General features: G+C 62.1%; 32 protein-coding genes and 1 tRNA gene. 3 read left to right on the top strand and 30 right to left on the bottom strand.

Translation table 11 applies throughout. The features are described 5' to 3' along the window. Window positions 1-264: 264 nt before the first annotated feature. From ACN9MB_RS07390 to ACN9MB_RS07430, 9 genes are all read right to left on the bottom strand, one after another. Window positions 265-921, bottom strand: a complete 657-nt coding sequence (locus ACN9MB_RS07390; protein ID WP_426271324.1) for a hypothetical protein — start codon at window positions 919-921, stop codon at window positions 265-267. Between the two features lie 2 nt (window positions 922-923). Further along, on the bottom strand, window positions 924-1928 hold the full coding sequence (locus tag ACN9MB_RS07395; protein ID WP_426271326.1) for a hypothetical protein: 1005 nt from the start codon (window positions 1926-1928) through the stop codon (window positions 924-926). After that, window positions 1925-3796, bottom strand: coding sequence for a hypothetical protein (locus tag ACN9MB_RS07400; RefSeq protein ID WP_426271328.1), 1872 nt, complete (start codon window positions 3794-3796; stop codon window positions 1925-1927). The genes ACN9MB_RS07395 and ACN9MB_RS07400 overlap by 4 nt, the downstream gene beginning before the upstream one ends. Before the next feature lie 58 nt (window positions 3797-3854). Continuing rightward, window positions 3855-4862: a hypothetical protein gene (locus ACN9MB_RS07405; protein WP_426271330.1), complete on the bottom strand. Its 1008-nt coding sequence runs from the start codon at window positions 4860-4862 to the stop codon at window positions 3855-3857. Continuing rightward, window positions 4862-5050, bottom strand: a complete 189-nt coding sequence (locus ACN9MB_RS07410; RefSeq protein ID WP_426271331.1) for a hypothetical protein — start codon at window positions 5048-5050, stop codon at window positions 4862-4864. Before ACN9MB_RS07410 ends, ACN9MB_RS07405 begins: the two co-directional genes overlap by 1 nt. 79 nt (window positions 5051-5129) lie before the next feature. Then, window positions 5130-5441, bottom strand: a complete 312-nt coding sequence (locus tag ACN9MB_RS07415; protein WP_426271333.1) for a helix-turn-helix domain-containing protein — start codon at window positions 5439-5441, stop codon at window positions 5130-5132. Then, a complete protein-coding gene (locus tag ACN9MB_RS07420) occupies window positions 5438-5665 on the bottom strand; it encodes a helix-turn-helix transcriptional regulator (RefSeq protein WP_426271335.1) in 228 nt (75 codons plus the stop codon). Before ACN9MB_RS07420 ends, ACN9MB_RS07415 begins: the two co-directional genes overlap by 4 nt. 99 nt (window positions 5666-5764) lie before the next feature. Continuing rightward, window positions 5765-6469, bottom strand: coding sequence for a hypothetical protein (locus ACN9MB_RS07425; RefSeq protein WP_426271337.1), 705 nt, complete (start codon window positions 6467-6469; stop codon window positions 5765-5767). Window positions 6470-6562: 93 nt separating this feature from the next. Then, window positions 6563-6865 (bottom strand): hypothetical protein, encoded by a 303-nt coding sequence (locus tag ACN9MB_RS07430; protein ID WP_426271339.1) that lies wholly within the window; start codon window positions 6863-6865, stop codon window positions 6563-6565. 474 nt (window positions 6866-7339) lie between these two features. Between ACN9MB_RS07430 and ACN9MB_RS07435 the strand changes: the two genes are divergently transcribed. Next, window positions 7340-7786, top strand: a complete 447-nt coding sequence (locus ACN9MB_RS07435; protein WP_426271341.1) for a hypothetical protein — start codon at window positions 7340-7342, stop codon at window positions 7784-7786. Window positions 7787-7869: 83 nt separating this feature from the next. Next, window positions 7870-8001: a hypothetical protein gene (locus ACN9MB_RS07440; protein WP_426271900.1), complete on the top strand. Its 132-nt coding sequence runs from the start codon at window positions 7870-7872 to the stop codon at window positions 7999-8001. Window positions 8002-8026: 25 nt separating this feature from the next. Here ACN9MB_RS07440 and ACN9MB_RS07445 read toward each other — a convergent pair whose 3' ends face one another. Together ACN9MB_RS07445 and ACN9MB_RS07450 are read right to left on the bottom strand one after the other, a co-directional pair. After that, window positions 8027-8608, bottom strand: a complete 582-nt coding sequence (locus tag ACN9MB_RS07445; RefSeq protein ID WP_426271343.1) for a hypothetical protein — start codon at window positions 8606-8608, stop codon at window positions 8027-8029. A 248-nt stretch (window positions 8609-8856) separates the two neighbouring features. Beyond that, window positions 8857-9324 carry a hypothetical protein gene (locus ACN9MB_RS07450; RefSeq protein ID WP_426271345.1) on the bottom strand — a complete coding sequence of 156 codons (468 nt, stop codon included), beginning with the start codon at window positions 9322-9324 and terminating at the stop codon, window positions 8857-8859. 178 nt (window positions 9325-9502) lie between these two features. Between ACN9MB_RS07450 and ACN9MB_RS07455 the strand changes: the two genes are divergently transcribed. Beyond that, window positions 9503-9859, top strand: coding sequence for a DUF2513 domain-containing protein (locus ACN9MB_RS07455; protein ID WP_426271347.1), 357 nt, complete (start codon window positions 9503-9505; stop codon window positions 9857-9859). Window positions 9860-10044: 185 nt separating this feature from the next. Here the strand turns inward: ACN9MB_RS07455 and ACN9MB_RS07460 are convergent, their stop codons facing one another. The 19 genes from ACN9MB_RS07460 to ACN9MB_RS07550 all read right to left on the bottom strand — a co-directional run bounded on the left by ACN9MB_RS07460 (window position 10045) and on the right by ACN9MB_RS07550 (window position 26747). Further along, a complete protein-coding gene (locus ACN9MB_RS07460) occupies window positions 10045-10917 on the bottom strand; it encodes a DUF2971 domain-containing protein (protein ID WP_426271349.1) in 873 nt (290 codons plus the stop codon). Window positions 10918-10952: 35 nt separating this feature from the next. Then, window positions 10953-12224 carry a tyrosine-type recombinase/integrase gene (locus tag ACN9MB_RS07465; RefSeq protein ID WP_426271350.1) on the bottom strand — a complete coding sequence of 424 codons (1272 nt, stop codon included), beginning with the start codon at window positions 12222-12224 and terminating at the stop codon, window positions 10953-10955. A 187-nt stretch (window positions 12225-12411) separates the two neighbouring features. Next, a tRNA-Leu gene (locus tag ACN9MB_RS07470) sits at window positions 12412-12497 on the bottom strand. A 25-nt stretch (window positions 12498-12522) separates the two neighbouring features. Further along, window positions 12523-13101: a cysteine dioxygenase gene (locus tag ACN9MB_RS07475; RefSeq protein WP_426271351.1), complete on the bottom strand. Its 579-nt coding sequence runs from the start codon at window positions 13099-13101 to the stop codon at window positions 12523-12525. A 229-nt stretch (window positions 13102-13330) separates the two neighbouring features. Next, complete coding sequence (gene metX, locus ACN9MB_RS07480) at window positions 13331-14443, bottom strand: homoserine O-acetyltransferase MetX (RefSeq protein ID WP_426271352.1); 1113 nt, start codon at window positions 14441-14443, stop codon at window positions 13331-13333. A 256-nt stretch (window positions 14444-14699) separates the two neighbouring features. Next, window positions 14700-15749 (bottom strand): tetratricopeptide repeat protein, encoded by a 1050-nt coding sequence (locus ACN9MB_RS07485; RefSeq protein WP_426271354.1) that lies wholly within the window; start codon window positions 15747-15749, stop codon window positions 14700-14702. Next, complete coding sequence (locus tag ACN9MB_RS07490; RefSeq protein WP_338030954.1) at window positions 15746-16267, bottom strand: cytochrome c-type biogenesis protein; 522 nt, start codon at window positions 16265-16267, stop codon at window positions 15746-15748. The genes ACN9MB_RS07485 and ACN9MB_RS07490 overlap by 4 nt, the downstream gene beginning before the upstream one ends. Beyond that, the gene (locus ACN9MB_RS07495) at window positions 16264-16806 is read right to left on the bottom strand and encodes a DsbE family thiol:disulfide interchange protein (protein WP_204634485.1); all 543 of its coding nucleotides are present in this window, start codon (window positions 16804-16806) and stop codon (window positions 16264-16266) included. Before ACN9MB_RS07495 ends, ACN9MB_RS07490 begins: the two co-directional genes overlap by 4 nt. Continuing rightward, window positions 16803-18776, bottom strand: a complete 1974-nt coding sequence (locus tag ACN9MB_RS07500; RefSeq protein WP_426271356.1) for a heme lyase CcmF/NrfE family subunit — start codon at window positions 18774-18776, stop codon at window positions 16803-16805. Before ACN9MB_RS07500 ends, ACN9MB_RS07495 begins: the two co-directional genes overlap by 4 nt. Then, window positions 18773-19240 carry a cytochrome c maturation protein CcmE gene (gene ccmE, locus ACN9MB_RS07505; protein ID WP_204634487.1) on the bottom strand — a complete coding sequence of 156 codons (468 nt, stop codon included), beginning with the start codon at window positions 19238-19240 and terminating at the stop codon, window positions 18773-18775. Before ccmE ends, ACN9MB_RS07500 begins: the two co-directional genes overlap by 4 nt. Before the next feature lie 21 nt (window positions 19241-19261). After that, window positions 19262-19447: a heme exporter protein CcmD gene (gene ccmD, locus ACN9MB_RS07510; RefSeq protein WP_426271358.1), complete on the bottom strand. Its 186-nt coding sequence runs from the start codon at window positions 19445-19447 to the stop codon at window positions 19262-19264. Beyond that, a complete protein-coding gene (locus tag ACN9MB_RS07515) occupies window positions 19444-20202 on the bottom strand; it encodes a heme ABC transporter permease (protein WP_204634489.1) in 759 nt (252 codons plus the stop codon). Before ACN9MB_RS07515 ends, ccmD begins: the two co-directional genes overlap by 4 nt. 5 nt (window positions 20203-20207) lie before the next feature. Continuing rightward, window positions 20208-20894: a heme exporter protein CcmB gene (ccmB, locus tag ACN9MB_RS07520; protein WP_354015500.1), complete on the bottom strand. Its 687-nt coding sequence runs from the start codon at window positions 20892-20894 to the stop codon at window positions 20208-20210. Further along, a complete protein-coding gene (ccmA, locus tag ACN9MB_RS07525; protein WP_204634491.1) occupies window positions 20891-21529 on the bottom strand; it encodes a cytochrome c biogenesis heme-transporting ATPase CcmA in 639 nt (212 codons plus the stop codon). Before ccmA ends, ccmB begins: the two co-directional genes overlap by 4 nt. A gap of 57 nt (window positions 21530-21586) precedes the next feature. Continuing rightward, window positions 21587-22015 (bottom strand): DUF3293 domain-containing protein, encoded by a 429-nt coding sequence (locus ACN9MB_RS07530; protein WP_426271361.1) that lies wholly within the window; start codon window positions 22013-22015, stop codon window positions 21587-21589. Next, window positions 22008-23408, bottom strand: coding sequence for an FAD-dependent oxidoreductase (locus tag ACN9MB_RS07535; RefSeq protein WP_426271363.1), 1401 nt, complete (start codon window positions 23406-23408; stop codon window positions 22008-22010). Before ACN9MB_RS07535 ends, ACN9MB_RS07530 begins: the two co-directional genes overlap by 8 nt. Window positions 23409-23689: 281 nt before the next feature. After that, a complete protein-coding gene (gene phbB / locus ACN9MB_RS07540) occupies window positions 23690-24451 on the bottom strand; it encodes an acetoacetyl-CoA reductase (protein WP_204634494.1) in 762 nt (253 codons plus the stop codon). A gap of 106 nt (window positions 24452-24557) precedes the next feature. Further along, window positions 24558-25046 (bottom strand): polyhydroxyalkanoate synthesis repressor PhaR, encoded by a 489-nt coding sequence (gene phaR / locus ACN9MB_RS07545; protein WP_204634495.1) that lies wholly within the window; start codon window positions 25044-25046, stop codon window positions 24558-24560. Between the two features lie 150 nt (window positions 25047-25196). Continuing rightward, window positions 25197-26747: a DHA2 family efflux MFS transporter permease subunit gene (locus ACN9MB_RS07550; protein WP_426271365.1), complete on the bottom strand. Its 1551-nt coding sequence runs from the start codon at window positions 26745-26747 to the stop codon at window positions 25197-25199. Between the last annotated feature and the right edge of the window lie 2 nt (window positions 26748-26749).

Here is a 26749-nt window from a genome sequence, read left to right on the forward strand (position 1 = left end):
GTCCCGTAAACCCCTTGGATAATGAGTTCAGTAATTGTCCCCGCGGCGATATGGGGTTTGGGAGGGATGTGCCGGTGATCGTGCCCTGGTAAGACATCCGTAAGTTGAGAGTTCCCTCGCGCGCGCGCGCGTACTGGTTTCGAAATTACCCCCGCCCCCTTACATTTGGGTATCTGGCCATTGTTCGCCGGTTGAGGCTGCTGATGGGAAGGCCTCGTCTAGGTGACAGACCACTGCTAGCGCGCGGCTATCGCTGGCGTCCACTCACGACTGCGGCCACCCTGTCTCGGTGGGCGAGTTGGTGCCGGGGCTGTAGGTGTGGGTATGCATGTCGAACAGGATGCCGTCGATGGTCAAGCCGCTGCCGTCCAGCTTCACGACTTTGCCGCCGAAGGTCAGGGTGATCCCGGAATCGTCTAAGACAAACGAGTTCGAGCCGCGGGTCAGGTTGTAGCCGTCCTGGTTGATCGTCTCGCGCGTTTCAGTGCCCTGAGTGTTCCGGATGATCGCGCCATTCGGACCTTGAACCTGTGCGGCGTTCTGGTCGATCGGTGGTGAGTTTTTGTTGCTTATGGGGACGAAGACCAGAGAGGAGAGGTTGCCGCGCTGCGTGAGCGACGCGACGCCACCGCCGATTCCCGAGACGCCGCCGAGGTACGTGTCGCCGGGCATCGTGATGCCGAAATCGCCCACCTGGGTCGGCATCCGGATCCATGGGCTTTCTGCTTTCGGGATGGTGAGCTGCGGAATGGTCCAAGGGTTGGTGTCGACCTCGAAGTTCACGGTAACGAGTGCGCCTTGCACTGCGACCACGCGGCAGGGGAGAGCGCGTCCAGTGCTTCGGATGGCCTGTTGGGCTCGGCCGATCGCGTTTTCGTTGAGCGTCCTCTGCAGCCATAGCTTGGTGTAGTTCTTGGACATGCTCAGGCCGCCTGCGCGCAGTTGAAGACCGTGACCCAATCCTCGCCGGATGGAGAACGGAAGCAGCCGAGATGGCGCAGTTCGGTGACTTGGAAGTTGTTGGCGAATGTCAGGCTGTTCTTGTCGGTGGACGAGAGGCCACCTCCGTTTGCCGACAGTCCGGTCGAGGCGTAGGTGGTCGTGAAGCCAGGTGCATTCGGGAAGATCGTGCTTTTGCCCTGGAGTTGCACAGCGGGCATGCGGATGATGGAACCGACTTGAAGGTCGGCACGCATGACCGTTTTCATTTGCATCACTCCCTGCTGAAGCCACGTCGGTTGTCCAACGAGATCGGTGAAATCAATCTGGATGGGATTCGGCTTGTAGCTGGTGTCGTAGATGACGATCTTGCCGGCTTGAATAGTGACCTTGACCTCTTGTCTGAAAACGTCCCGACTGATATCGCTCACTAACGCCGACAGCTCCTCGAGCGTGGCGCAGTAGTGAGCTTCTGGGTAGTCGAGCACCAGGTTGTCGCCGATATTGGTGGTGATAGGTATGCCTCGATACACGGTAGAAAGGGTGCCTTTCAATGCTTCGGCGAGCGTTTGCCCAGCATTCCAGAAGAGGATGAAGTTGCCGGGATCGTCAATCGTGTGTCGCGATGGGTACACGATGAGATCCAGGCGCATGTCCGTGCCTTCCCAATTACCGAAGGCCTGGAACACCTGTCCACGGAGTAGGGTTCCTGACTGGAACGGATTGGTCAGGGGAAGGCCCTTCTTCATCCCGCCATTTACGACAACTTCCATGCCAGCGAACTGATATGCCTGGCTGATGTCTTCCCGCCCGATGCCGTGAATGGTGATGGCCACAGCACCCGTAGGCGTGTCGTAGCCAGCGATCGGCATGTCGAACTCCACATCAAGCGCGCCGGGGTCGAAGTTGCCGCTTGGGTGCGACGTCCATTGCCGTAGAGGCTGGGTCGCACCAGGCGGGGTCAAGGTGATGTCGTAGTACCTGGTCACTGGACACCCCCGGCGTTGGCGGACGCGGCCACGTCGGTTCCAGTGCGATTACTGACTGTCACGTTGACGTTGACGGGCTTGTTCTGGCCTTTGGTGATCGCATTCAAGAGTTGTCGCGCGTCCGGGCTGAGTTGTCCGCCGCCATTCCAATTGGATGCAGCGATGTCGTCGCCGACAGTGTTTGGCGAGACTCGAATGCTGTTCTCTTGCCGCACTATGGCGGCGATCAGCCTCTTGGTGGTTTCCGGATCGCTCGTGTCGATCATCTGGTTCGGCTTAAACCCCGTCCATCCGGCCACGTTCTTGATGTACGTGTCCGTGTCGTTGTGGTCCTTTCGCGGCGCATAGGTCCCGATGATGTCGCTCAGGATGTGCTTGTTGTATTTGGGGCCACCAAGCAATGCGGCCATCGCGGCAAAGCCATCGTTGACGTTATCGAACTGGGCGAAGCCATCGGCTGTCTTTGTTCCTGGCGCGGCGCGCAGGTTGCCTGGGTTGTTGACGTGGTGCGACATACCCGGGGCTATGTTCGAGTAGCCAGGGAACATGTAGAGCCATTCGCCCTTCTTGCCCGTGAGGTAGTCGCCCGGGTGCAACAGCTTGTTGGACAGGCTGTCTTTGTAGTTGTCGGGATTGTCCCAATAGGTCGTGCCGGGAGCGACAGGTGTGCCGTCGTCATTGGCGGGACCGCTCTTACTGCCGCTTGCGCCGCCCGGACTGAAGAGGCTTTTTGCATCGCTGATGGCCTTGGCAATTGCGCCTATGCCGTCGGCGAACGCCTTGACGTCATCGCGAAACTCCTGGCTCCCCAGGAAATTCGTCAGGTTGTCGATCCCGCTTTCGAGGGCTTGGATGTTCTCTTTGCTGAAGACGTCATTGACCAGAATCTCGGCGTCCTTGCCTAGCGTTGTGATCAAGCCACCCAGGGTAGGCCCGAGCTCGGCGAGGCGATTCGTGAAGACCGTTTCGAGCTTTTGTCCGGCGAGTTCCAAGTCTCGATAGAAGGCGTACATCGCGTCCGTGTTGCGATCGCTGATGTTGAGCTGGCGACTATCTTGGGCGAACTGGTTCATGCCACGAAGGAGTTCGCTGCGGTCCGCGATACCGCTACGGCGAATGTCATCCATGGTCATGCCCAGCTGACCGAAGCCGGTGGTCGCCAGGAATTGCGTGTTGTGCTGACTGTCCGGCGTAGATGCCCACCAGTCGTGCGCTTTGAGCGCCAGCTGGCCGGCGAGGGCGCCCGGGTTCATATGGTCGGTCTGAGCCGGCGAGAGGCCTGATGCGCGCTGCAAGTAGACCTGCTTTGTCAGATCGTTCTTGGCATTGGCGATGTTCTCGAGCATCCCATCGTCGACATAGCGCCCCAAGTCCGTGCCGAAGGCGCGATATTCGCCGGTGGTCATGCCAAGGCCGCGGGCAGTGCGCTGATTTGCGATGGCCCTGGCTGCCAGCTTGTCCATGCCGAAGAGGCCGCCGACTGTTCCGAGAAGGGCGCCGCCATTGAGCTGGAAGAAGAATTTCCCGATCCCGAAAAGCGTGTGGGCTAGATCCTTCGCCTCAGTGGTCATTTTCTTCAGGCCGATCTCGCCCTCGAAGGTAGTGAGACGAAACTGCTTCTGGGCTTCGCTGGCGCTCTTCATGTTCAGGGCAAGCTGCCGCGCGTGCTCCTTCGTCTGGATCATGGATTCCAGGATGGCGCCCGCGGCGCCGGCGAGAGCATCGTGGCTACTGCTGGCCAGATTGTTGATCTGTTTCCACTCCTCGGGTATTTCGCCGAGATGCTCCTGGAACTGCTGGAAGAGCTCGTAGAACGCCTTAAAGGACGAGTCGTCGATCTCGATCGGAATGATGGTCTTGTTTGCCACTGCGTTGGTCCTTTGGGCAATTTGTGGGGTGACGTTGTCGGTAAGGCAGCAGGTGGGCTCACTGCACACCAATGAGCCAGTCAGGAGTCCCCGGGTGGGGCGCTGGCGGGCTCGCGGTGGTCTCCCTTGCGTACCCCCGCTCCCTGGCTATCGCGCGATCCAGAACGCCAGCCATGCGGTCTTCGGCGAGCAGGACTTCGAGGTTCTGTTTCCAGCGCGGGTTATTCGGATTTGGCGTTTCGCCTCGCATCCAGGGATCCTTCGCGCACTCAGCGAAGTAGTCCTCCCAGAACTCGCCAACGACGTACTTCCAGCCTTGCTCCATGCAGACCTTCTTCGCCAGCTTGATGGCCTCGAGCATCCGCTTACGGCGTTTTGGGTTGATCACGGATACGCGTTCGCACTTGGGAAGTAGGCGGTGGTAGGCATCCAGAACGATCTGGCAAGGGTCTGACTTGGGTTGTTCCGAAGATGCAACTCCGAGAAGGTTGCTCTCCACCTTCTCGTACTCTTCTTTATCTTGTTCCTGTTCCTGTTCCTGTTCCTGATTAGGCATAGCCTTCGGAGAAGGCTTAAACGAAGCCTTTCCGAAAGACCTATCGAAAGCCTCACCGAAAGCCTTTCCGACCGCATGGACACTGGCTTTAAGGGTCTCGAAGGCCTGCTTTTTGAGGTCACATTCGGGGATCAATTCGAACTCGTTGCCCCAATTAACGACGACGTTGGGGGACTCGGGTTGGTTGTGTTTGATGGCGTTGGGGATCCAGATGACGCGTGACTTAAAGTCGGCCTTCACCATGCCTTCCCGTAAGACTTCCTCGAAGGCTTTATCAAAGGCTTCGACATCCCAGTCCAGTTCTTCGGCCATCGCCGCACGGCCCGCCCGGAACAAGCCAGGGATCGGTCCAGTCATGGGGCCTGCGATCAGGAACAGCCAAAGAGCTTGGCCGGAAGGTTGAAGGCGTGAAAGGCGACGAAACTTTTTATCGCCGCAGGTCTTCACCTCGACTTTGCGGTAACGCGACTTTGTTGAGCGCCGTTCGGCATTTTCGATGGGAATGCCCATTACCTTGCCCCCTTGATACGACGCTCCAGGATCGAGCGCTGCAGAGCGAGCAGGGCAAGTTCGAGTTCATCGACGAACGACTCGTTGTCCAGTCCGTATCGTTCGATCCAACTGGCCAAGACTCGAACAGAGCTGCATGCAGCGAGAATGGTGCGTTCGGACGCCTGGTTTTCTTTCCGCTTGTTCATCGTGTCGCCCCCATGCAGAGGATGAGGAGCACGGCGAGGAGGAAGATTGCTAGCGGTGTTGCGGTGTCAGGGCGACGGCTCACTTCGCACTCCCTGCGATCAACGTGTACATGGCGATGCGGCGATGCGTACGCCCCTGATCGTCGGGGAGGTCGACCAAGCGCGTCACGATGTTGTGGCCGGCCTCGCGGAGCTCCTTGACCCGGGTGGCAGGCATGAGCACCCCGAGTTCACGGCGAGCGGCCAGGGTGTCGATGGAGCCGCGGCGAAGGCAAGACAGGATCTGCTGGCGCTGTGCGTTGGCGGTGCTAAGATCGCGGCACGGAATGTTGTTTGCTTTGCCCTGACGCCCGGTTGCCGCCGGGCGTTGGCGTTTCTGGGAGGTCCTCATGCCGCCACCTGTTCGATCAGTGCGCGGATGTCCTCGACTTTCCAGGCGGTGATGCGCTCGCCAAGCTTTATAGGCTTGGGATAGCGGCCGGCGCGTACGCCAGCCCACCAAGTCGATTTACTGACGGGAATGAGGGCAGGGATAGCCGGTCCGTTATTGGTGGCGGCTTTACCGACGATCTGTGGAAGCCGCAAATAGCCGGTCTCCGGGAGCTGCAATGCCATGTCGCTTTCCTTCGGCCACCGTTGGCCGTCGTTGAACATGGCTATGTATTGTTTACATCGCTCCTACCCAGTCACCCCCTCAGCTAGCACGTTGGGGACTTAGCGCGTTGAATCCCTGTCCTGCGATCGTTTCTTGGACCATTGGACGCACCACCGCTCGACGGTCTTCGTCGAAGTGATCACTGGAAACTTTTCAAGGACGAAGCGCTGAAAGGCAGCTGCGGATTTATGGAGAGTTTCCCCGCTCTGCCACTCTGACCAGAGCTTAAAGGCCTCTTTTTTGGCCGCCTGTACAGGGTCTTTAGCGAGACGTGTATAGGCTGCAATCTTGCTGGTGCGTTCTTTTGAAAATCTGACCGCAGCTTTGTCCATACGCAGGCTTAGAAGCGAGTCGGCAGCAAAACGTGCGTCCATGGCATAGGTCCAGGCAGCCGTGACATCCCCGTGTTCGTGTGCATGGAAGACCTGGATGCAATAGGCAACTGCGATGGTTCCCCAAAACCCTCGGTTGTCCACCTCTATGGGGCAGTCCGGAGGCATCTCACCCTTGGCGGCGAGAACCTTCACGATCTGTCCCTTAAGCTCCTCGATCCCAGTTTCGACGATAGTCCGATAGATTTCCTCGCCGCCAAAGCCATGCTCGACGAAGTTTTTGATGACGGGATTCATCAAGTCCTTGATGAACTCGTCTTCGGATTTGAACTTCCCAAGGTCGATGAGAGATTCAGAGATGGAGCTCAATATCTGATTGGCGTAATCGACAGGTGTCCTGTCGCTTCGCGGAAATTCATGAGTGTCAAGCATGCGCGCTCCTTCAAGCGCCCTTCGAGAGGTGCCGCGCCAGCCGGGGAAGGTGCCCGGTTTTTGGATGGCCGTCCTAGGCGCGGCGGTAAACTTTCAGTCGTTCAAGATACGCAAGACATCCGCAAACCTGGTGACGACCTCGGTATCGCCTGTGGGATGGCGTACGTCAAGGTATCCAGGCCACTCTCCTCCAGCAGACTCAATCATGCCCTTTGCGCCAAACACCTTTTCAAGCTCTCCAAAGCTCTGAAGGCCGATAATCACGACTTCGCGGATCCAAGCGATCTCCTCTCGCGTGAAGGATCTTCTAGTCATAAGAGCGTTCAGAGGGTTGTCCATGTTGACCTCGCTGAGAGTGGCAGGAGCGACGGCGATTTGCTCGGGACGCTTAGTCATGACGCACCTCTTCGATGGATGGGATTGGCTCTTCGGCGGGCGCTGGAACGGAGGCCCAATTCCAAGACTCGGGATTGAGCATCAGCACGGTTGAAACAAGGGGGTAGATTTGCGGCTTCATGGTGGTGTCCCTCTGAGCTGTAAGCCAGGGTCCACCACACCGCCATAGGAGGGTGGCGGACGTGCAGGGGTAGGAATACGGGAGACCAAAGGAGACCCGCCAGCGCGAAGCTGCCCTGCACGCCCACCATAAGAGGGCATGTGCAACGGGCACAAAAAAAGCGCCGATGGCGCCGTTGCGCCTTTGGTTTCTCAGGTTCCTACGCCTGGTCGCCGAATTGGCGGCGACGGAGGAAGAATGCGCCTGGCGGAAGGCGCCGTCAAGCGGGCTTTAGCTTTCGGCCTATACGCTTCGGGGGCGGTAGCGCCCACCATTCGAGCTTCCGAACCGAAAAGGGCCTTGGAGATAGTGCGATGAAGCGGGATCTAAAGATGCCGTCAACCGCCATGGAGAGCCTTGTGCGCGCGTTGGCGAAAGTGGCGGTGGATGAGTATCTGGCTGAGGAGCGCGCCGCGCGCGAAACGATTGCTGCAATCAAGGCAGAATCTCCGGTTGCAAACAACGACAGTGAGAAAGATCGATGTGGCCACGACGCTGGCGGCCAGGGTGGCCGCACAATGGCCGATGCCGAAACGATCACGATGGTTGCCGCCCTGGTCGCCGGCGATCGCTGGTTGAGCGCTGATGCGTGCGCGGTCTTCCTGGGCATGGTGACGCCCAAGGGCGCACCGAACCGCCGCGGCTTCCTCGAGCGCGTGGCCTGCCGTCCCGACTTCCCGAAGCAGAACCCGATCACCAAATCGTGGAAGAAGTCCGAGGTCGACGAGTGGGCGATGAACCAGCGGCGATCGGGAAGGTGAGGAAACGCTATGGGCGATTCTCTGTTGCCCGCCGAGAGGTGGAGAAGCGCACCGGGCTGAGTCGGTCGTCGATCTATGCCCGCGTGAAGGCCGGCACGTTCCGGCGCCCGGTTCCCGACGAGGTTACCCACTCCGTGTGGTGGGTGGAGTCCGAAATTGATGCCTGGATCAGGGCAAGAATTGCCGCGCGGGATAGGTCGCTAGGATCGACCTGAATACCAGCATGGTGTGGACGTGATATCAGAGATAGCCAAGATCCGCGAGAGTTGTTTCCCACCACTCTATGGCCCTAAGCAAGAGGGGCCGAATGTCTATCGGTCCGATGTATTGACACGAGGACATGTCATTAGGTGAAAACTCTTCGAAGTTCTCAATGTCGGGTACGTTTATCCCGAGGAACCGCATAGCGGGCGCGTCCATTCCATCGGGCGGAAGCGCAAGCCAGTTGTCCGCTCTGTAGCCGCTAACGTAGGTCCCCTTTCGCAGCGAACGATGTTTCCAAGCGTTGTTGATCTGATAGATGGCGCGCATGGCAGGATCAGTCTTGACGGTGTCGATAAACGATGCGCCGTTAGTTATGACCGCACCAGCAACCTTGATTGGCCAGCTGCTCTTCTCATCAAGGTCAGCAATGACCCAATCGCAGAGATGCCAGCAAGTTGTCGCAGCGTTAAGGGCGAAATAGGCCGAACCGATCGACTCGTCACGACTATGGATGCTCAGCATCCGTGCAACATTTTGATACTCCCACCGGAGCTTATTCAGAAGGTCGTTGGGGCCGTCCATTCCAAACGTACGATCGCGAGCGTCCATGTCAGCCATGCGTGATATCCCCATCCTGATGAATGACCCCATGGTCGATGGGTCCGCGCAGCCATGCAAGCTACTGGGAGCGGGCGGTGGCAATGGAATGGGCTACGGGTAGCGGAGGTCATCGTGGCGGGGGATCTAGCCAAGAGGCCGATTGGGTGGCCGACAAGCCCGAGAGTATGTTGGTCTTCCACGGAGCGCCGTCCCCTTAGGAGGGGGATGCTGATCCACATGGCCGCCACGCCGTCGGCTTTTGGCCGCTAGCCTCCTTTGTTAGGACGCCATGCGCCTAAGATCGGTGGCTCATTCAAGTATCTGGCATGTGCAAGCACTTGCTTGCTGACTTCGCACTGATTCGTGTTGTTCTCACCGAGCAGGTGACGCCGGAGACCCTCAGGACAAGCAAACCCGTTATTGGGGTTGTAGTAGTCGCTGGCGCTGCCGCCACACAGAGGACATCGAGCTCGATCGATGCTTTGGTCCTCATCGGTTCTCTCGTCAGCCGATAGCGATTCGGCCAAATGCAACACTTGCCCCATTGCCTCTTCAAACCAATCGTATGTCTCGCCGTACGTAACGTCCCTGGGCATTTCATCAATGATCTGCTGAAAGGATTCGCCAAGGCGATGGAAGAGCGCGCGGCGCGCGGAATAGAGCTCCTCTCGGAGTTCCCTGATGCGTGCGTCTTTGGAATCAACTTCGCCACGATAGGTCGACCGGCCAGGCATACCCAGCTCCCGCATGGAAAATGAGGAAGGTACACGCTGCCGCGAAAGTGCCTATCGGCAAAATGGCCGAGTTCCCAGTCCACCATCTCCACAGTGATGTCAGGCCACATTGGTCGGGTAGGTCCAGCGTCGGCTCACATCGGATACGCTGCAGCTAAACCATCGGAAGGGCAGTGGCATGAAGCGAGACTGGGAAGTGGTGCGGAAGATCCTGCTGGCGCTGGAGAATCTGGAGGGGGCTGGCAGTGACCTGCGCTCTGTGGAGGGCGTTGATGATCATGTGTTCATCTACCATGTCGACCTGTTGGAAAAGGCGGGGTTGATCGAGGGCAAGGTGATCAAGGCTATGTCCGGTCCGGTTGCCGCGATCGCCTTTCGCCTTACATGGGAGGGACACGAGTTCCTCGACAGCATTCGACCCAAGCCGATCTGGGACAAGGTCAAGAGTGATGCCAAGAGCAAGGGTATCGATCTCACCTTCGGCGCGATCAAGGCTCTCGCCGAGATGGCCATCAAAGCGGCGATCGGCGGGTAGTAGGTAGGGTCGTCGCCAAATAAACAGAGGGTTTATCGACTTCTGATAAGTGCCATTGTCAGAACGCAATAAATTTGTGCGCTTCAGATGCGACTTCGCGTTTTCCTCGTAACGCCTTTGCTGCCTTGGGTCGCCGCCGGGGTTTTGAATGGCGGCCAGTGCATCGAGGCCATATGGAATCCGCTTTAGTCGGCTACCACTACATCGCCTGTACGGGCATGAATCGATGCCGACCTGATTCGGACATGGTCGTATCGTGGATCGGTGGTCAAAATCGCATGGATCGCCGTTTTCGTTTCTTCCGATGCACGCGTTCCTAGTATCACTGACCTGATCGCATCCTGAGGAAATTCGATGAGGTGTATTGGCTCGCCAGGGCCGCTGAAGTTCTGCGGGTCCACTGGGATGAGTAGCCGGCGTTCGCGCTCGTAGGACCAGTCCCCTTTCTTCATACACATCACTCGATTCCCATCGAGTTCCCCCAGCGACTTGTAGACGGGTACTGGCGACACGTAGAAAACTTGCCGAAGGTGAAAGAACTCGTCGTCGGTTCCACGTCGGCGATCGAAGAACGCATGGGTGTCATCGAACTCGATGACGAATCCTTTGTGATCCGACGAATAGTGAGCCCACATCAGGACCTGGTCTGCAACTTCGGAGAAGCTCACGATTCCGACTGAGGAGCCAAGCTTGTCGTACATCACCTGCCGAAAATGCTCCGCATTGTCCTGCAGTGATTGCAGCATTTCTTGCCGCACCTGAGCCTGAATTTCCGCGAGTTTCGCCGCGATATGAGGGGTTTCCAACATCGACTTTATGGCGTCGAGCGATAAGAGCCTCCTTTTCTCCGGGGGCAGCCCGTTATAGACCTTTTGGGCGATTCCTCCAGATCGTTGTGCCTTGGTCATGGCGCCATCGAGATCATCGCCGGTCGCGATATTCTCGATGAAAGGGCGTAGCTCGAAGGGATCGTTCAGAGCATTCGCTTGTGTCGCGCGTAATGTGGCGTTTCGCAGCACATCAACACGATCGGCCGAAAGGTACTTGAAGACTGACATGGCTTCCTTGTCCGGATTTCGCTTGCGTTTGAGAGTTAGACAATCTTTCGATTGATGCCGATCACAGTGGCTCCGGCCTTCAAACTGTCCAGATAGTTCGCCCAGGCCTGCATCATCCGTGCGCGCTCATCGAGATACTGCGCGGCATGGGTATAGGCCTCGCGGACCTTGTTGGACTCCGCGTGCGCGAGCTGGCGCTCGATCGCATCAGCGTTCCAGCCCATCTCATTGAGGCGAGTTGCCGCCATGCTTCGGAAGCCGTGGCCGGTCATTTGCTCCGACGTGTAGCCAAGCCCGCGGAGGGCGGCATTCACAGTGTTCTCGGACATCGGGCGGCTGGCGGTGCGCACACCGGGGAACACGTAGTGGCCGTGTCCAGTGAGTTTGTGCAGCTCGCGCAGCACATCGACAGCCTGCGTCGACAACGGCACCAGATGCGCGGCCTTCATCTTCATGCGCTCGCCTGGGATGCGCCACATGGCTTGATCGAGATCAAACTCTGGCCATGCCGCCTTGCGCAGCTCACCAGGACGTACGAAGACGAGTGGGGCGAGCTTGAGGGCGGCCAGGGTGACGTATTGCCCGGTGAAGCCATCAATCGCACGTAGGAGTTCGCCGATCTGCTTTGGGTCGGTGATGGTCGCCCGGTGCGTCGGCTTCGGCGTGGTGAATAGGCCACGCAGGCTGGCGGTAATGTCGCCATGCGTGCGTCCTTCGAGAACGGCCCAGCGAAACACCTGGCCAGCATTGATCTTCACTCGGCTGGCGGTTTCGCGCTTGCCGGCATCCTCTGCCTTCTTGAGCACGTCGCGCAGCTCGAGCGCGGTGATCTGGGTGATGGGGCGTTGTCCGATGTATGGAAACAGGTAGGACTCCAGACGCCAGCGATCCTTGCTTGCGGTCGTCTCTGCCGTGTCGCCCTTGGACTCACGCCAAGTCATCCAGTCGCGAGCGACACGTTCGAATGTTTCCGCAGCGATCGCCTCAGCCTGGGCCTTTGCGGTCTTCTGTGACTTGCGGATATCGCCAGGGTCTTGACCAAGCGTCAGCTGCCGACGTGCGTCCTCGCAGCGCTGGCGGGCATCTGCCATGGACACCGTGGGGTAGGAGCCGAGCGCCAGCAATTTCTCCTTGCCAGCGACGCGATATTTCCAACGCCAGAGCTTGGAGCCGGTCGGATTGACTAGCAAATAGAGACCGTTGGCAATACCGATCTTGTATGGCTTGTTCGGATCGACGGCTTGCTCTGTTCTCGGGTTGTAGCCGGGTTTGGCCTTGCGCAGCAGCAGGTCAGAGATCGGCCGCATTTGGGGGTATCCCGTTTTCTAGAAAGGGGGTACATGACCCCTATACCCCCAGATATACCCCCAAGTACCCCCGGATTCCAATACATCAAATCGCACGGTTCTGGATCATCGGGGCATAAAAAAACCCGCTCTAAGGCGGGTTTTCCTTTGATCCTTGGACTCTTCCAGACTTCCTTGGACTACCTACTGGTACCGGTGATAGGACTCGAACCTACACGACATCGCTGCCAGTGGATTTTGAGTCCACCGCGTCTACCATTCCGCCACACCGGCACTGCAGCGACGCATTATGCCGGGTTCAGTGGACCGGGTCGAGTCCCAGTTGGCGGTCGGAGCGCTGGTACTGGTTGTGGCCCAGGGGCTGGAAGACGGCGCAGTGGGTCATGGCGCCGGAGTAGATGTGCAGGCTCACTGCCACGGCGTCATCGCTGGGGTTGCGGATGGTGTGGTACTCGTGGGGCGGGATCAGGCTGCCGGCGGAGCCGGGGCCGGCCTGGATGGAGCCCACGGGCTGGAAGCAGTAGTGGCCGTCTTCGTCGGCGAGGCGCTCGTACTGGACCACTTCCAGTGCGCCGCTCCATACGCCTTCCACGCACCACATGCCGCAGTGGTCATGGATGGGGGTGCCCTGGCCGGGTCCCCAGGTCATGGCGACCACGCAGTAGCCGTGGTCCTCGCTGCGGTAGAGCTCGCGGCGGGCGTAGCGGCCTTCGGCGGTTTCGAAGACGCATTCGGGAAGCGTCACGGTCTGGCTGCGGATGAGGCTGCACAGGCTGTTGCGGAGGCTGTCCGTGACGGCTCGGGTGGTGTCCTGAGACACGGCGGCATCGATGGCGTCGATGAGCTTGCGGGAGCCGGGGAAATCCAGGGTAAGCATGGCGTTCTCGAGGGTTCGAACTACGGCGCCATCTTAGCAGCGCCCGCCCGAGGGCGCAGTTAAGGAGGCTCTAATCAGCCCCTAAGGGTGTCACCGGCTCTGTGTGGCCGCAGCTGTGCGTCGCAACGATTCGACAGGCCACCAGCCTGCCTTCATCGTCGCAACACCCAGCTGCACCCACACAGAGCCAGTGACACCCTTAGGGACTGTTCAGAGCCTCCTTCGCCGTTCAGAGAGCGCCGAGAAAGCCGCCGATGGCACGGCTGTAGTTCGGGATGTCGACCAGGAATGCATCATGTCCCTGCGGCGAATTGAGCGCCACGAAATCCACCGCGGCGCCGGCGGCGCGCAGGCCGTCGGCGATCTGTTCCTGCTGCTCCAGCGGGAACAGGATGTCGGTGCTCACGCCGATCACCATGGCCTTGGCGAGCTGGATGCGCTTGAGGCCTTCGAGCACGCTGCCGTTGCCGTATTCGGCCATGTCGAACCAGTCGCTGGCGCGCGACAGATACAGATAACTGTTTGGATCGAAGGTGTGCACGAAGCGCTGTGCGTGGCCTTCGAGATACGACTCCACTTCGAATTCGAGTCCGAACGGATTGTCGTCGCGCTGCTCGGGGTCGAGGCGGATGCGAGCAAAGCGTCCGTTCCATTCCATCGCGGAGCGGTAGGTGATCACGCCGAGCTTGCGCGCGATGCTCATGCCATCGACGGGATAGTCATCGTCGGCGTATTGGCCGTGGTTCCAGTGTGGGTCGAGCCGGATCGCCTCGCGCTGGAGCGAGCGGATGGCGATGGCGAACGGCTGCGCCTGCGGTGCGGTATCCACGCTGATGTGCGCGCGCACGCTGCCCGGGTGCAACACCATATATGCCAGCGCGCTCATGCCGCCCATGGAGCAGCCGATCAGGCAGGCGAGTTGATCGATGCCGAGATGTTTGACGGCAACATGCGCGGCGTTGGCCACGTCTTCCAGTGACAGTTCGGGAAAGTCGAGGCGATAGGGTTCGCCCGTGGCCGGGTTGATCGATGCGGCGCAGGTCGAGCCCTTGTCGCTGCCCAGCGAGTTCACGCAGATGACGAACCAGCGCGAGGTATCGATGGCCTTGCCCGGACCGATCATCGCTTCCCACCAGCCCTCGGCGGGATCTTCCGCGTTGGACGCAGCGTGTGCGCTGGGCGAAAGGCCGGTGAGGATAAGCACCGCGTTGTCGCGCGCGGCGCTCAGCTCGCCCCAGGTTTCGTAGGCCACACGTGCCTCGCGCAGTGTGCCGCCCCGTTTCATCGCAAAGGGCGAGGGAAGGGGGCAGTACCGGCGGGCGTCTCCAGAGCCTGCATTCATATGCCAAGTGCCTCGCGCCGGGAGCTGTTTGCCCGCAGGGCAAGGAAGAACGATGGAGTGTATGTCGATACACGACTGAGTGATGACGCGGCCCTGTGGGCAAACAGACCCGGCCCGAAGGGTTGAGCTTGAGTGGTGCCCAGCGGGCAGCGCGCGGCTTGACCTGCCAGCCAGGCAGGCGCTGCGCCACGCGCTGCCCGCTGGGCACCACTCAAGCTCAACGCGAGGCACTTGGCATATGAATGCAGGCTCTCGATCATCTGTGAACCTTGTCGATATTGATCTTGATGGGCATGTGCGTATTCACGTCGACCACGCCGGCATCGCCTTCCAGGTCGCCCGGCTGGGCAATGGCCTGGCCGCTCTTGCTGATGCGGGCGCCGACGAACACGCGCGATGCCGAGGATAGTTTGAGTTGCGGGGTCATGCCCATCGCATCGTTGAGCGTCACGGTGGCGGGCAGGGCGGTGGCATCCATCCGGGCCACGGCCAGCGGCATCGGCGGGCCGTTTTCGGCGCGGGCGTAGACGAACAGCGTATCGCCGGCTGCCAGCTTAGCCGCGAGCGTGGGCGCGAGCGCCACCTGCACCTGTAGCGAAGGCTGCGTGGCCTGGGCGGCGGGCGTTTCGGGCGCGGTCTTGCCAGTGCCGTTGAGTCGCGCGTCGGCCACGGCGATCTGTTCGGACACCGCCTTGGCCACGTTGGAATCGGGATCGAGCTGCGGCTGCAGCTGGCGCCAGGTAGCGGCCGCCTTGGCGTAGTCGTCGTGCTGGAACTGGCTGATACCGAGCAGCCACAGGCCGCGCTGGCTTTGCGGGTCGAGCTTCACGGCGCGTTCGAGCAATTCCTGCGCGCGACCCTCGATGCGATGGTCTTCGCGCAGCAGCGAATCGGCTTCGGCCCAGCCCACCATGGCCACGCCATTGTTCGGGTCGAGACGCAGTGCTTCGTCGTACGCATGCCGTGCATCGGCGGCGCGATGCATCACGCTGTAGGTCTGGCCCAGCAGCATCCAGCCCTGCAGGTCGTCGGGCTTCTGCACGAGATGCGCGTTCAACTCATCGACGGCCTGATCGATGTTCATGGCGGTGCTGGCCTTGGGTACGCCATCGAGCACCGTCGGCGTACCTACGGCGAGGTACAGGCCGATGGCTGCCAGCGGCAGGCAGAACGCCACGGTCATCGCCAGTGCGAACACGCCGCGGGGTTTGCCTTCTTGGCGTCCGTGGCGAATCAGCGGCAGCAATACCAGCAGCAACGCCGCCACGATCATCGCAGCGGCGATCAGATAAAAAGCCAGCCTCACCAGTCATCCCCTTCATCGGTCGGCTTGTCGTTGGCGACTGCGGCCGCGGCGCGACCGCGCCGACGCACCGTCACCACCACCACGGCCGCGCCGGCCAGCAGAATCAAAAACGGCCCGAACCAAAGCAGCATCGTGCTGGCTTTCATCGGCGGGTCGTACAAAACGAAATCGGAATAGCGGTCGACCAGGTATTGCTTGATCTCGTCGTCGCTCTTGCCCTGCTGCATCAGGTCGAACACTTCGTGCCGCAGGTCGCGCGCCAGATCGGCGTTGGAATCGGCCAGGTTTTCGTTCTGGCAGACCAGGCAGCGTAGCTCGCGCGTGAGGCTTTGGAAGCGTACTTCCTGGGCGTGGTCTTTGAAGGGCAGCGGGTCGATGGCCTGGGCGAAGGCGAGGCTCGTGAACAGCAGCAAGCACAGCACTTGTAGGAGCGCACCCTGTGCGCGACCCCAGGTTTGCCGCTTCGTAGGGTTGTCGCGCACAGGGTGCGCTCCCACAGAAGAACTACGGGGGCTCATGGCGCTTCCTTCGACAAGGCAGCGATGGCCGGCTTCAATTCCTTCTCGATGACTTCCGGCGTGAGCGGACCGATGCGCTTGTAGCGGATCACGCCCTTGCCGTCGACGAGGAAGCTTTCCGGCGCGCCATACACGCCGAAGTCGATGGCGGTGCGGCCTTCGCGATCCACGATGACCATGTCATAGGGATTGCCGTGCTTCGAAAGCCAGTCCTTGGCATCGTCGGTGGCATCCTTGTAGTTGTAACCGACCAGCGGCACGCCGATGGATTTGCCTTGCGTCATCAGCACCGGGTGTTCCTCGCCGCAGGCAATGCACCAACTGGCGAACACGTTGATGAGGTAGGGCTTGCCCAGCAGCGCGTCGCGGCTCACGGTTTGCGCGGGGTCGTCCAGCTTCGGCAGTACGAACGCAGGCGCCGGTTTGTTGATCAGCGGCGAGGGCACTTCACGTTGGTCGTGCTGCGTGTTCCACCAGATACCGAAACCGAACAGCAGCACCAGCAGAAGGAAACCGAAAAACGGCAGCAGGCGGCTCATGCACGCGACTCCTGCAGCACGGTCGCCGGCGGCATCTCCGTGGCGGCCACGCGCTTGGTGCGGAAGCGGCGATCGGCGGCGGCAAAGAACCCGCCCAGCATCATGAAGAGGCCGCCCACCCAGACCCAGCGGATGAACGGCTTGTCGTACAGGCGCAACGCCCACGCGCCTTCCGGCTGCTTCGCATCCATCGGCTCGCCCAGCGCCACGTAGAGATCGCGGAACAGGCCCGGGTCGATGGCCGATTCCGTCTGCACCTGGCCGCGCAGGTAGGTGCGCTTCTGCGGATGCATCACCGCCACTTCGCTGCCATGACGCAACACCGTCACGGTGCCTTGATCGCCTTGCCAGTTCGGGCCCTGCGTGTGATGCACGCCGTCGAAGCGGAAGTCGTAGCCACCAATGCTCTGCGTTTCGCCCGGCGCCACGCGCACATCGCGCTCGACACTGAGCGCATTGGTCAGCAGCACGCCGGCCAGGAATACGCCCACGCCGAAATGCGCCAACAACATGCCGGCCATTTCGGCGGGATAACGGCGGCCGGCGGGCATTTCGCGCCAACGCTTGACCACGTAGAGCAGGGTGCCGAAGCCACACCATACAGCCGCTGCGGTGCCTGCAATGGCCTTGCTTTCGCCGCTGGTGACGAATGCTGCGACGATGGCGCAGGCGATGGCTGCGAGGCCCGCGCGCCACATCACCTTCTTCAGCACCGGTACGTCGCTCTTGCCCCAGCGCAAGTACGGGCCAAAGGGCAGCAGCACCACGATGGGAATCATCAGCAGCGTGAACAGGAAACCGAAGTAGGGCGGACCCACCGAGATCTTGCCGAGGTTCAACGCATCGCCCAGCAGCGGGAACAGCGTGCCCAGCAGCACCATGGCCGCGGCGACGGTGAGCATCAGATTGCCGATCAGGATCGCTGTTTCACGCGACACCACGGCGAACGGTTTGCCGCCCGCCACCTTCGGCGCGCGCAGTGCATACAGCAGCAACGAGCCGCCGACCACCACCGCCAGGAAGCAGAGAATGAACAGGCCGCGGCGCGGATCGGATGCGAACGCATGCACCGAGGTGAGGACGCCCGAGCGCACCAGGAAGGTGCCCAGCAGCGACAGCGAGAAGGCGAAAATGGAAAGCAGAATCGTCCATGCGCGCAGGCCGCCGCGTTTTTCCGTCACGGCCTGTGCGTGGATGAGCGCCGCGCCCACCAGCCACGGCATGAAGCTGGCGTTCTCCACCGGATCCCAGAACCACCAGCCGCCCCAGCCGAGTTCCGCATAGGCCCACCAGCTGCCCGCGACGATGCCGGCGGTGAGAAAACCCCACGCCACGTTCGTCCACGGACGCGCCCAGCGCACCCAGGCCTGTTCCAGTTCGCCGCCCAGCAGCGCGGCGATGGAGAACGCGAACGCCACTGAGAAGCCGACGTAGCCCATGTACAGCACGGGCGGATGGAACGTCATGCCCGGATCCTGCAGCACCGGGTTGAGATCGCCGCCGTCGGGCGGCATCGGCAACAGGCGCGCGAACGGATTGGAGGTGAACACGATGAAGGCGAGAAAGCCCACCGCCACCAGGCCGAGCACGCCGAGCACGCGTGCCACGAACAGCTCGGGCAGGTTGCGGCTGAGCGTGGCCAGCGCGAGCGTCCACAGATTGAGGATGAAGATCCACAGCAGCAGCGAACCTTCGTGCGCGCCCCACACCGCGGCGACGCGGTAATACCAGGGCAGCGCGAGATTCGAATTGTCGGCCACGTATTGCACCGAGAAATCGAACGACAGGAACGCCCAGGTCAGCAGGCCAAAGGCCAGCGCCACGAACACGGCCTGTCCGGCCGCGGCTGGGCGGGCGACGGACATCAGTGCGCGACTGCCGTTCCACGCGCCGATCAAGGGCAACACGCCCTGCGCAAGCGCCAGCAGCAGGGCGAGGATCAGCGCGAGTTGGCCGAGTTCGGGAGTCATTGCGGTTTGTCCTGTCCGGCTTCTTCGTTCACCTGCTTGCCTTCGTGGGCCTTGGCCATGGCGTCCTTCAGCTCCTTGGGCATGTAGGTTTCGTCATGCTTGGCCAGCACTTCGGTGGCGATGAAGCGGGCGTTGTCCATGTGGCCGGTGGCGATCACGGATTGGTTGTCGCGGAACAGGTCCGGCAGGATGCCGGTGTATTCCACGGGCATCGAGCCGCTGGCATCGACCACGGTGAAGGTCACCTTCAACGACTCGTTGCTGCGCTGGATCGAGCCGGCCCTCACCATGCCACCGAGGCGGAAGGTCTTGTAGTGCGCGGCCTGTCCCGTCTGCACCTGGCTCGGCGTGAACAGGTAATTCATGTTTTGCTGCAGGGCGAACACGATCAGGCCCACCGCAACCACGGCCGCGGCGACGACCAGAAGGACGATGGTGAGCCTGCGCTTGCGGGTGGGGTTCATGCTCATTCGCGTAAGTGCGCTTTACGGCGCTGAAGGGTTGCGTTGCTGGCGTGCCGCCTGGCGCGCCAGGCGTCCGCGCAGCTCGCGCAGGTTGCGGCGGCGGCGCAGCCACGGGTTGATGTAGTCGGCGATCAGCACGATGAAGAACAGTGCATACGCCGGCCACACGTACATGGCATAGCCGCCCATGGCGAAGAACGCGCTCATGCGTGGCCCTCGCGTTCGGCGATCTGTTTGACCCAGTCCTTGCCGCTTTCCATCGACAACAGGTCGGTGCGCACGCGGCCGAACAGGCTGGCGATGTAATAGAACTTGGTCGCGGCCATCATGGTGAGCAGGGGCCACAGCATCGCCGTGCTGATCTTCGACGGACCGAGGATGCGAATGGTCGAACCCTGGTGCAGCGTGTTCCACCAGTTCACGGAGAAATGCACGATCGGCACGTTGATGATGCCGATGATGGCGAGGAACGCCGCGGCGCGCGCGCCCTGGCGACGGTCTTCGAACGAGTGATAGAGACCGATCACGCCCAGATACAGGAACAGCAGCACCAGCTCGGAGGTGAGGCGCGCATCCCAGGTCCACCAGGTGCCCCACATCGGTTTGCCCCACAGCGAACCGGTGACCAGCGTGATGAAGGTGAAGGCGGCGCCGATCGGCGCCGATTCCATCGCCACCACTTCGGCCAGCTTGATGCGCCATACCAGCGAGATGAACGAGGCGATGGCCATCATGCCGTAGCAAAACAGGCTCATCCATGCGCAGGGCACATGGATGAAGATGATGCGATAGGCATCGCCCTGCTGATAATCGGCCGGCGCCAACACCAGGCCGCCATACAGCGCGATGGCGCCAAGCACGAGCGCCAGCACCAGGGCCCAAGGGCGAACCACACCTGCGAAACGGTAGAAGTTCGGCGGCGAGCTGAGCTTGTGAACCCAGAGCGGGATCCAGTTGGCCATCGTCTTTATGCGTCCAAGGCTATGCGGAGGGCGGTGGCGCAAGCCAGCGGAGCCAGCACCAGCGCCATGACCAGCGCGGCACCGAGCCAGGCGATGGGCGCGAGCCACGGCAGCCCTTGTTGAGCCGCGGCGACAGCGCCTGCGGCAAAGATCACCACGGGTACGCACAACGGCAGCAGCATCAGCGCCAGCAGCATACCAGAGCGTCGCGTACCGGCCGTCAGCGCCACCAGCACCGCGCCCAGCAGGCTCAGCAGCGGGGTGGACAGCAGCAACGCGTAGACCAGCACCGGCATCACCGCCGTCGGCAGATGCAGCATGCCCGCCAGCAGCGGCGCGATGACGATGAGCGGCAAAGCCGTGGTGATCCAGTGCGCAAGAATTTTCATACCCAGCATGAGTGCCAGCGGCTGGGGTGAAAGGATGAGTTGTTCCAGCGATCCGTCTTCGATATCGCTGCGGAACATCGCATCGAGCGCCAGCAACATGGCCAGCAGCATGGTCACCAGCACGGCGCCGCCGGCAATGCGCTGGAGCAGCGCTTCCTCCGGCCCCAGCGCGAACGGGAACAGGGTGATCACGATCAGCGCATACAGCACGGGCATGACGATGTCGCCGCGGCGACGCCAGGCCAGGGTGAGGTCGCGTCGCAGCACGGCGACGCAGGCGGAACCGAGCGGCGCGTGATTCATGCGTGCATGCGCACCCGTTTCGGCTCGCCGTTGAGAAAGCTCACCGCGCCGTGGCTGGTGACCAGCGCGGCGCCGCCGGCCGCGGCGTGCCGGGCGAGCAGGCGATTGACCAGTTCGATGCCGGTGCGATCGAGGTTGGCGTAGGGCTCGTCGAGCAGCCACAAGGTGGCCGGCAACAGCAGCAGGCGCGCCAGCGCGGCGCGTTTTTTCTGGCCGGCGGAGAGCCGTCGCACGGGTTCGTCTTCGTAGCCGGCGAGACCCACGTCGAGCAGCACGCCATCCACCGTGCAGCCGTCGCGCGCGCCGTAAAGGCCGGCGGCCACGGCCAGGTTCTCCCGCGCACTGAGATCGGCCTTGAGGCCCAGGTGATGCCCCAGGAACAGCGTATCGCCCAGGTGCTCGTCGCGCCGCCAGGGCTGGCCCCGCCAATCGAGCGAACCTTCATCGATATGCAGCAAACCGGCGAGGATGCGCAGCAACGTCGTCTTGCCGCTGCCGTTGTCGCCCTCCACCAGCGCCACTTCGCCCTCGAGGAGGCAGAAGTCGAGCGGACCGAACACCGGTTCGTCCTGGCGATAAAACGAGAGCGCCCGGGCCTCCAGCAGGGGCGGGGCGACGGCGGTGGAGGCAGTCATTCCCCGATTGTCCGCAATGCCCGGCGGACTTGTCCATGCGGCGCTGTGCCGCCCGTTTCAGGCCTGCCCGGCGACGGGGAGCAGGCGCAGCTGCGCCGGTGACGCGCCATCGCCATGCACATAGCCGAATTGATCGAAGCGCTGGGCCAGTGCATCGAGGGTTGCCGGGGTAGGGCCAATCACCCAAAGGCTCGGTTCCCACCATCGTCCATCGGCGGCCACGCCCACGCCCGGCCGGATGGCCACGGTTTCCGGCAACGCGCGCAACTGGGCAAGCAGCGCCCGCTGGGCCAGCCGGTTGTTTGCGCGCGAGGTGGATTCGGAGCGCGGGTTCCAGGCCGTGACGAAGCCCCAGGGACATGCCTGCGCCAGGGCGTGAAGCTCCAGCGGCAGCGGTTGATCGATGCGGATCGCGGCATGGCCGCCGCGCGCCAGGCGCACCCGATACGCGGTGGCCCGGTACGCGGCGAGCAGCGCCTCATCCATGCCGCAGGTCGGGCAGGGGAGGCAAGGTGGCGCGGAGTGCGTCGACGGCTGCGTTCAAGTCGACGGCGGTGGCGTCGGTCGATCCGCGCAGCAACTGCTCCAGCAGCACGTCCTGCGCGCGCCCGCGCTCGAACGCATAGGCGTAGGGCAGATGCGAAAAGGTGACCATGCGATAGCGCGCCATGAAATGCTCGGGCGCCCGTTCGGCCAGCAAGGCGCCCAGCGCGCGCTTGGCCAGGTAGTGCGGATCGGCCACCGAATCGCGCATTTCCACGTAGTTTTCCAGCGCCATCGCCGCAATGGCGTCGCTGTTCGGCTGGCGGATGCGCTGGAATTCGGCGAATACGTCGGCGGTGTCGTCCGGCGCCGCGGCCAGCAGCGAGGCCAGCACCACCGTGTCTTCGAAGCCACAGTTCATGCCCTGGCCGTGGAACGGCACGATGGCGTGTGCCGCGTCGCCGATCAGCAGCGCGCGTCCCTCCAGATGCCAGCGCTGCAGGTACAGCGTTGACAGCGTGCCGACCGGATGCCCGTCGTAGTCGTTGGCGAAATCGGGAATCAGCGGCAACAGGTCGGGGAAGTCTTCCTCGAAGAAGGCGCGTGCATGGCGGGCGTCGCCCAACGTGGCGAAGCTCGGATGCGGCCCCTGCGCCGGCAGGAACAGGGTGACGGTGAAGCTGCCCTCGGTGTTGGGCAGCGCAATGCACATGTAGCCGCCGCGCGGCCAGATATGCAGCGCATGAGGTTCCAGCGCGAACTGGTCGTGTCCGCCGCTGCGGCTGATCAGTTCGGCAGCGAGCCCGCCCGCGGAAGGGATTTCCAGTTCCTTGTATGCGTGGCCCAGCGATTCGACCCGCTCGCCCAGCGGCGAGTAGGCGTTCATCGCGGCGCGCAACGACGAACCGGCGCCATCGGCGCCAATCACCACGGACGCGTCGAGTTCGCGCGACGTGCCGTGTTCGTCGACCAGATGAATGCGCTGGCGATCGAAATCCGCGCTGGCCAGCGACTGTCCGAAATGGAAGTTCACGCCGGCCGCTTCGGCGGCATCCAGCAGCAACATGTTGAGTGCGCCGCGCGAGACCGACCAGATCACTTCGCTGTCGTCCACGCCATAGCGCTGCAGTCCGGAGCGGCCGTCGCGCGTGTGCACCATGCGGCCGCGCATCATCACCGCGCGCTGCAGCACATCGTCGGCGAGGCCGGCCTCGCGCAGCGCCTGCAGTCCGCGTTCGGCCAGCGCGAGATTGATCGAGCGGCCGCCCATGAAGCCGGCGACGCGCGGGTCAGCGCGTTTTTCGAAGACGTCGACGGCAAAACCGCGTCCCGCTAATTGCTGGGCCAGCAAGGCGCCGACCAGGCCGCCGCCGATAAGAGTGAGCTGCTTCGCCATGGAGTCCCGCTGTGAGTGGCAACCGCGTGAAACGCCAAGAGTAGCGGGTCGCAACAGGGCAGGCGATGCGCAGTGCGGCAAGAGGACCTTTCGGAGTTGGGTCGCAATCTCGTCTATGCGCTCATCTCCCTCACGTCATTCCGGCGTAGGCCGGAATCCAGTAGACGCGGTCGGGGATTTTCGCGAGGCCAAATGCACGGTGCCTATCGCGAAAATCCAACGTGCTCGCTACTGGATTCCGGCCTGCGCCGGAATGACGAGCGAGGGGGCCTTTGGCGGCCTCAGAAACTCATGAAATAACCGCCGTTGACCGGCAGGTTGGCGCCCGTGATGTAACCGGCATCGTCCGCCGTGAGGAAGGTCACCGCACGGGCGATGTCGTCGGGCGAGCCCAGCCGGCCGACGGGAATGTCGGAGATGATCTGCTCGCGAATGTCCTGCGGCACGGCTGCCACCAACGCCGTGTCGCAATAGCCCGGCGACACGGTATTCACGGTCACGCCCTTGCGCGCCGTCTCGCGTGCCAGCGCCATGCCGAAGCCGTGCACACCGGCCTTGGCGGCGGAATAGTTGGTCTGGCCGAACTGGCCGGTCTGCCCATTGACCGAACTCAAGTTCACGATGCGGCCGAAGCCACGCGCGCTCATCCCTTCGACCACGTTGCGGCACATGTTGAAGACGCCGTCCAGGTTCACGCGCATCAGCTCGTGCCATTGCTGCGGCGTCATCTTGCGCAGACTGGTGTCGCGGGTGATGCCGGCGGCGTTCACCAGGATGTCCACGCCGCCGTGTTGCTGCTCGACGCGTCCCATCAGCTCGGCGCAGCTGTCGAACTGGCTGACGTCGGCGTGCTCGAATTTCACCGCGCCATCGAGATCGGCCAGCTCCTGCCGGAAGGCATGCAACCTTTCCTCGCGTCCTGCTAGGTCGACGGCGATGACCTGCCGTCCGGCTTCAGCGAGCTGCCGGCAGATCGCGGTACCGAGACCGCCGATACCGCCCGTGACGATGGCAACGCGTGGAGTGCGACTTTGCGAATTCATGTGAAGGACTCGTGCACATGCGGCAGGGCAGCACGTGTTGTGCTGCAGCGGCGGATGAGACGGAAGCGCTGGCCGGCGGAAGCCGGCCGGTCGGTGCGGGTCAGCCCTACTTCTTGGGGCCGTTGGAGCCGCCGCGCGGCGGCTGCCCCTGCGTGGCCGCATCGATCAGGCCGCGCTGCATGTTGCGCCAAGCATCCATGTTGCGCTCGGTCAGATCGTTGAGCATCGACCAGGGTGTCTGGCCCAGCAGGCTGTTGAGCTGGGTACGGAACTGCTGCTGCTGGTCGAGGAAGACCTGCAGGCTGCGTTCCAGATAGGGACCCATGAAACCCTGCAGCGAGTCGCCGTAGAAGCGGATGATCTGGCTGAGCAGCTGGGGAGACAGCATCGGCTGCCCCTTTTCCTCGTGCTCAGAGATGATCTGCAACAGGACCGAGCGGGTGAGATCTTCGCCGCTCTTGGCGTCGCGGACCTCGAAGGTTTCGTTGTCGAGCACCAACTGACGGACTTCCTCCAGCGTGATGTAGCTGGAGATTTCCGTGTCGTAGAGTCGACGGTTCGGGTACTTCTTAATGGTGCGCATCGTTTGTGCCATGCACACAAACTAGCAGAAGGTATTGCGGCGCACCAGTCGCCCAAGTGGTATTAATTGCTGCACTGGCCAGTTGCAGCAATTGCTGTTAGATCAATCACCTGCTGGTTGTTGCCGGTTTGTGCCGGATTAGGAACGTTCCGGCACGGGGACCTAATGCCCGGGGCCTCCCGCGGAGCCAAACGGCGGCTTGGCCAGCCAGATCACCGGGATCAGCACGATGAACAGCACCGCGCAGAGCAGGAAGATGTCGTTCACGGCCAGCGTGAGCGCCTCGCGGTTCACCAGCTGATTGACGATGCCCAGCGCCTGGGGCTGGCTGTTGCCGGCATGGGTCAGCTGGGAAATGATCTGCGTGGCCGGCTGGCTGGCGCTGGTCACGTTCTCGGTCAGCGTGGCGTGATGCAGGATGCCGCGGTGCTCCCACAGCGTCACCGTCACCGCCGTGGACACGCTCGAGCCCAGCGTGCGGAAGAAGTTGGCCAGGCCGCTGGCGCTGGCAATTTCATTCGCTGGCAGTCCCGCCAGGTAGATCTGGTTGAGCGGGATGAAGAAGCAGGGGATGGCGATGCCCATCACGAAGCGCGGCAACACCAGCGACGAGAACGATGCCGAGCTGTCGAACGTGGAGAACCAGTACGAGGTGCCGGCGAACACCACGAAGGCGAACGTCACCACCCCGCGCAATTCCAGCCGGTGCATGTTGCGCCCGAGGATCGGCGAGAGCAGGAAGGCCAGGATGCCCACCGGCGCCGTGGCCAGTCCGGCCCACGTCGCGGTGTAGCCCAGCGTGGTCTGCAGCCATAGCGGGAACACCACGTTGATGCCGAAGAACGCGAACATGCCCAGCGACAGCGCCACCACGCCCGCGGTGAAGTTGCGTTGCTTGAACAGGCCCAGTTCCACCACCGGGTGCTTGGCGTGCAGTTCCCACACCACCAGGAAGACCAGGCACACCAGCGCGACGATGCCCAGCGTGGCGATCATCGGCGAGGAGAACCAGTCGTGGTCGTTGCCGTTGTCGAGCATGAACTGCAGGCAGCCCACGCCGGCCACCAGCAGCACCAGGCCGATCACGTCGATGGGCGACTGATAGGTCTTGGTCTCACGCTTGCGCAGCAGCGACCAGGTGATCACGCCCGCAAGAATGCCCACCGGCAGGTTGATGTAGAAAATCCACGGCCAGGAGAAGTTGTCGGTCAACCAGCCACCGAGGATGGGGCCGAAGATCGGCGCCACCACCACGGTCATCGCCCATAGCGCGAGTGCGACGCCCTGTTTGGTTTTCGGATAACTCGCCAGCAAGAGCGTCAGCGACAACGCCACCATCGGGCCGGAGCCGGCGCCCTGCATCAGGCGCGCGAACACCAGCATCGGCATCGAGGTGGCGAGGCCGCACATCATGGAAAACACCACGAACAGGGCGACGGAAACGACGAAGGTCTTCACTTCGCCAAAGCGCCGCGCGATCCAGCCGGTAAGCGGCTGCATGATCGCGCTGGCCAGCGAGTACGAACTGATCGTCCAGGTGCCTTCGCTGGAACTCACGCCAAGACTGCCGGCGATATGCGGCACGGCGACGTTGACGATGGTCATGTCCAGCACTTCCATGAAAGTGCTGAACGCGACCGCGATGGTCAGCAGGACCAGCGCGGTACCGTGCAAAGGCGGTAACGGCTTGTCTTCGGTGGGATTGGCGGCCATGG

Source organism: Dyella kyungheensis (genome assembly GCF_049913195.1).
Lineage (GTDB): Bacteria > Pseudomonadota > Gammaproteobacteria > Xanthomonadales > Rhodanobacteraceae > Dyella > Dyella kyungheensis.

Bases quoted from the DNA above. Each gene is read 5' to 3' on its own strand.
- ccmB (WP_354015500.1), bottom strand. From the start codon at position 20,894: ATGAATCACGCGCCGCTCGGTTCCGCCTGCGTCGCCGTGCTGCGACGC.
- ACN9MB_RS07535 (WP_426271363.1), bottom strand. From the start codon at position 23,408: ATGGCGAAGCAGCTCACTCTTATCGGCGGCGGCCTGGTCGGCGCCTTG.
- metX (WP_426271352.1), bottom strand. From the start codon at position 14,443: ATGAATGCAGGCTCTGGAGACGCCCGCCGGTACTGCCCCCTTCCCTCG.
- ACN9MB_RS07430 (WP_426271339.1), bottom strand. From the start codon at position 6,865: ATGACTAAGCGTCCCGAGCAAATCGCCGTCGCTCCTGCCACTCTCAGC.
- ACN9MB_RS07445 (WP_426271343.1), bottom strand. From the start codon at position 8,608: ATGGCTGACATGGACGCTCGCGATCGTACGTTTGGAATGGACGGCCCC.
- phaR (WP_204634495.1), bottom strand. From the start codon at position 25,046: ATGGCACAAACGATGCGCACCATTAAGAAGTACCCGAACCGTCGACTC.
- ACN9MB_RS07495 (WP_204634485.1), bottom strand. From the start codon at position 16,806: ATGAGCCGCCTGCTGCCGTTTTTCGGTTTCCTTCTGCTGGTGCTGCTG.
- ACN9MB_RS07410 (WP_426271331.1), bottom strand. From the start codon at position 5,050: ATGAACAAGCGGAAAGAAAACCAGGCGTCCGAACGCACCATTCTCGCT.
- phbB (WP_204634494.1), bottom strand. From the start codon at position 24,451: ATGAATTCGCAAAGTCGCACTCCACGCGTTGCCATCGTCACGGGCGGT.
- ACN9MB_RS07435 (WP_426271341.1), top strand. From the start codon at position 7,340: ATGAAGCGGGATCTAAAGATGCCGTCAACCGCCATGGAGAGCCTTGTG.
- ACN9MB_RS07420 (WP_426271335.1), bottom strand. From the start codon at position 5,665: ATGGCATTGCAGCTCCCGGAGACCGGCTATTTGCGGCTTCCACAGATC.
- ACN9MB_RS07460 (WP_426271349.1), bottom strand. From the start codon at position 10,917: ATGTCAGTCTTCAAGTACCTTTCGGCCGATCGTGTTGATGTGCTGCGA.
- ACN9MB_RS07530 (WP_426271361.1), bottom strand. From the start codon at position 22,015: ATGGATGAGGCGCTGCTCGCCGCGTACCGGGCCACCGCGTATCGGGTG.
- ACN9MB_RS07415 (WP_426271333.1), bottom strand. From the start codon at position 5,441: ATGAGGACCTCCCAGAAACGCCAACGCCCGGCGGCAACCGGGCGTCAG.
- ACN9MB_RS07405 (WP_426271330.1), bottom strand. From the start codon at position 4,862: ATGGGCATTCCCATCGAAAATGCCGAACGGCGCTCAACAAAGTCGCGT.
- ACN9MB_RS07455 (WP_426271347.1), top strand. From the start codon at position 9,503: ATGAAGCGAGACTGGGAAGTGGTGCGGAAGATCCTGCTGGCGCTGGAG.
- ACN9MB_RS07475 (WP_426271351.1), bottom strand. From the start codon at position 13,101: ATGCTTACCCTGGATTTCCCCGGCTCCCGCAAGCTCATCGACGCCATC.
- ccmE (WP_204634487.1), bottom strand. From the start codon at position 19,240: ATGAACCCCACCCGCAAGCGCAGGCTCACCATCGTCCTTCTGGTCGTC.
- ACN9MB_RS07500 (WP_426271356.1), bottom strand. From the start codon at position 18,776: ATGACTCCCGAACTCGGCCAACTCGCGCTGATCCTCGCCCTGCTGCTG.
- ACN9MB_RS07490 (WP_338030954.1), bottom strand. From the start codon at position 16,267: ATGAGCCCCCGTAGTTCTTCTGTGGGAGCGCACCCTGTGCGCGACAAC.
- ACN9MB_RS07550 (WP_426271365.1), bottom strand. From the start codon at position 26,747: ATGGCCGCCAATCCCACCGAAGACAAGCCGTTACCGCCTTTGCACGGT.
- ACN9MB_RS07450 (WP_426271345.1), bottom strand. From the start codon at position 9,324: ATGCCTGGCCGGTCGACCTATCGTGGCGAAGTTGATTCCAAAGACGCA.
- ACN9MB_RS07390 (WP_426271324.1), bottom strand. From the start codon at position 921: ATGTCCAAGAACTACACCAAGCTATGGCTGCAGAGGACGCTCAACGAA.
- ACN9MB_RS07465 (WP_426271350.1), bottom strand. From the start codon at position 12,224: ATGCGGCCGATCTCTGACCTGCTGCTGCGCAAGGCCAAACCCGGCTAC.
- ccmA (WP_204634491.1), bottom strand. From the start codon at position 21,529: ATGACTGCCTCCACCGCCGTCGCCCCGCCCCTGCTGGAGGCCCGGGCG.
- ACN9MB_RS07425 (WP_426271337.1), bottom strand. From the start codon at position 6,469: ATGCTTGACACTCATGAATTTCCGCGAAGCGACAGGACACCTGTCGAT.
- ccmD (WP_426271358.1), bottom strand. From the start codon at position 19,447: ATGAGCGCGTTCTTCGCCATGGGCGGCTATGCCATGTACGTGTGGCCG.
- ACN9MB_RS07515 (WP_204634489.1), bottom strand. From the start codon at position 20,202: ATGGCCAACTGGATCCCGCTCTGGGTTCACAAGCTCAGCTCGCCGCCG.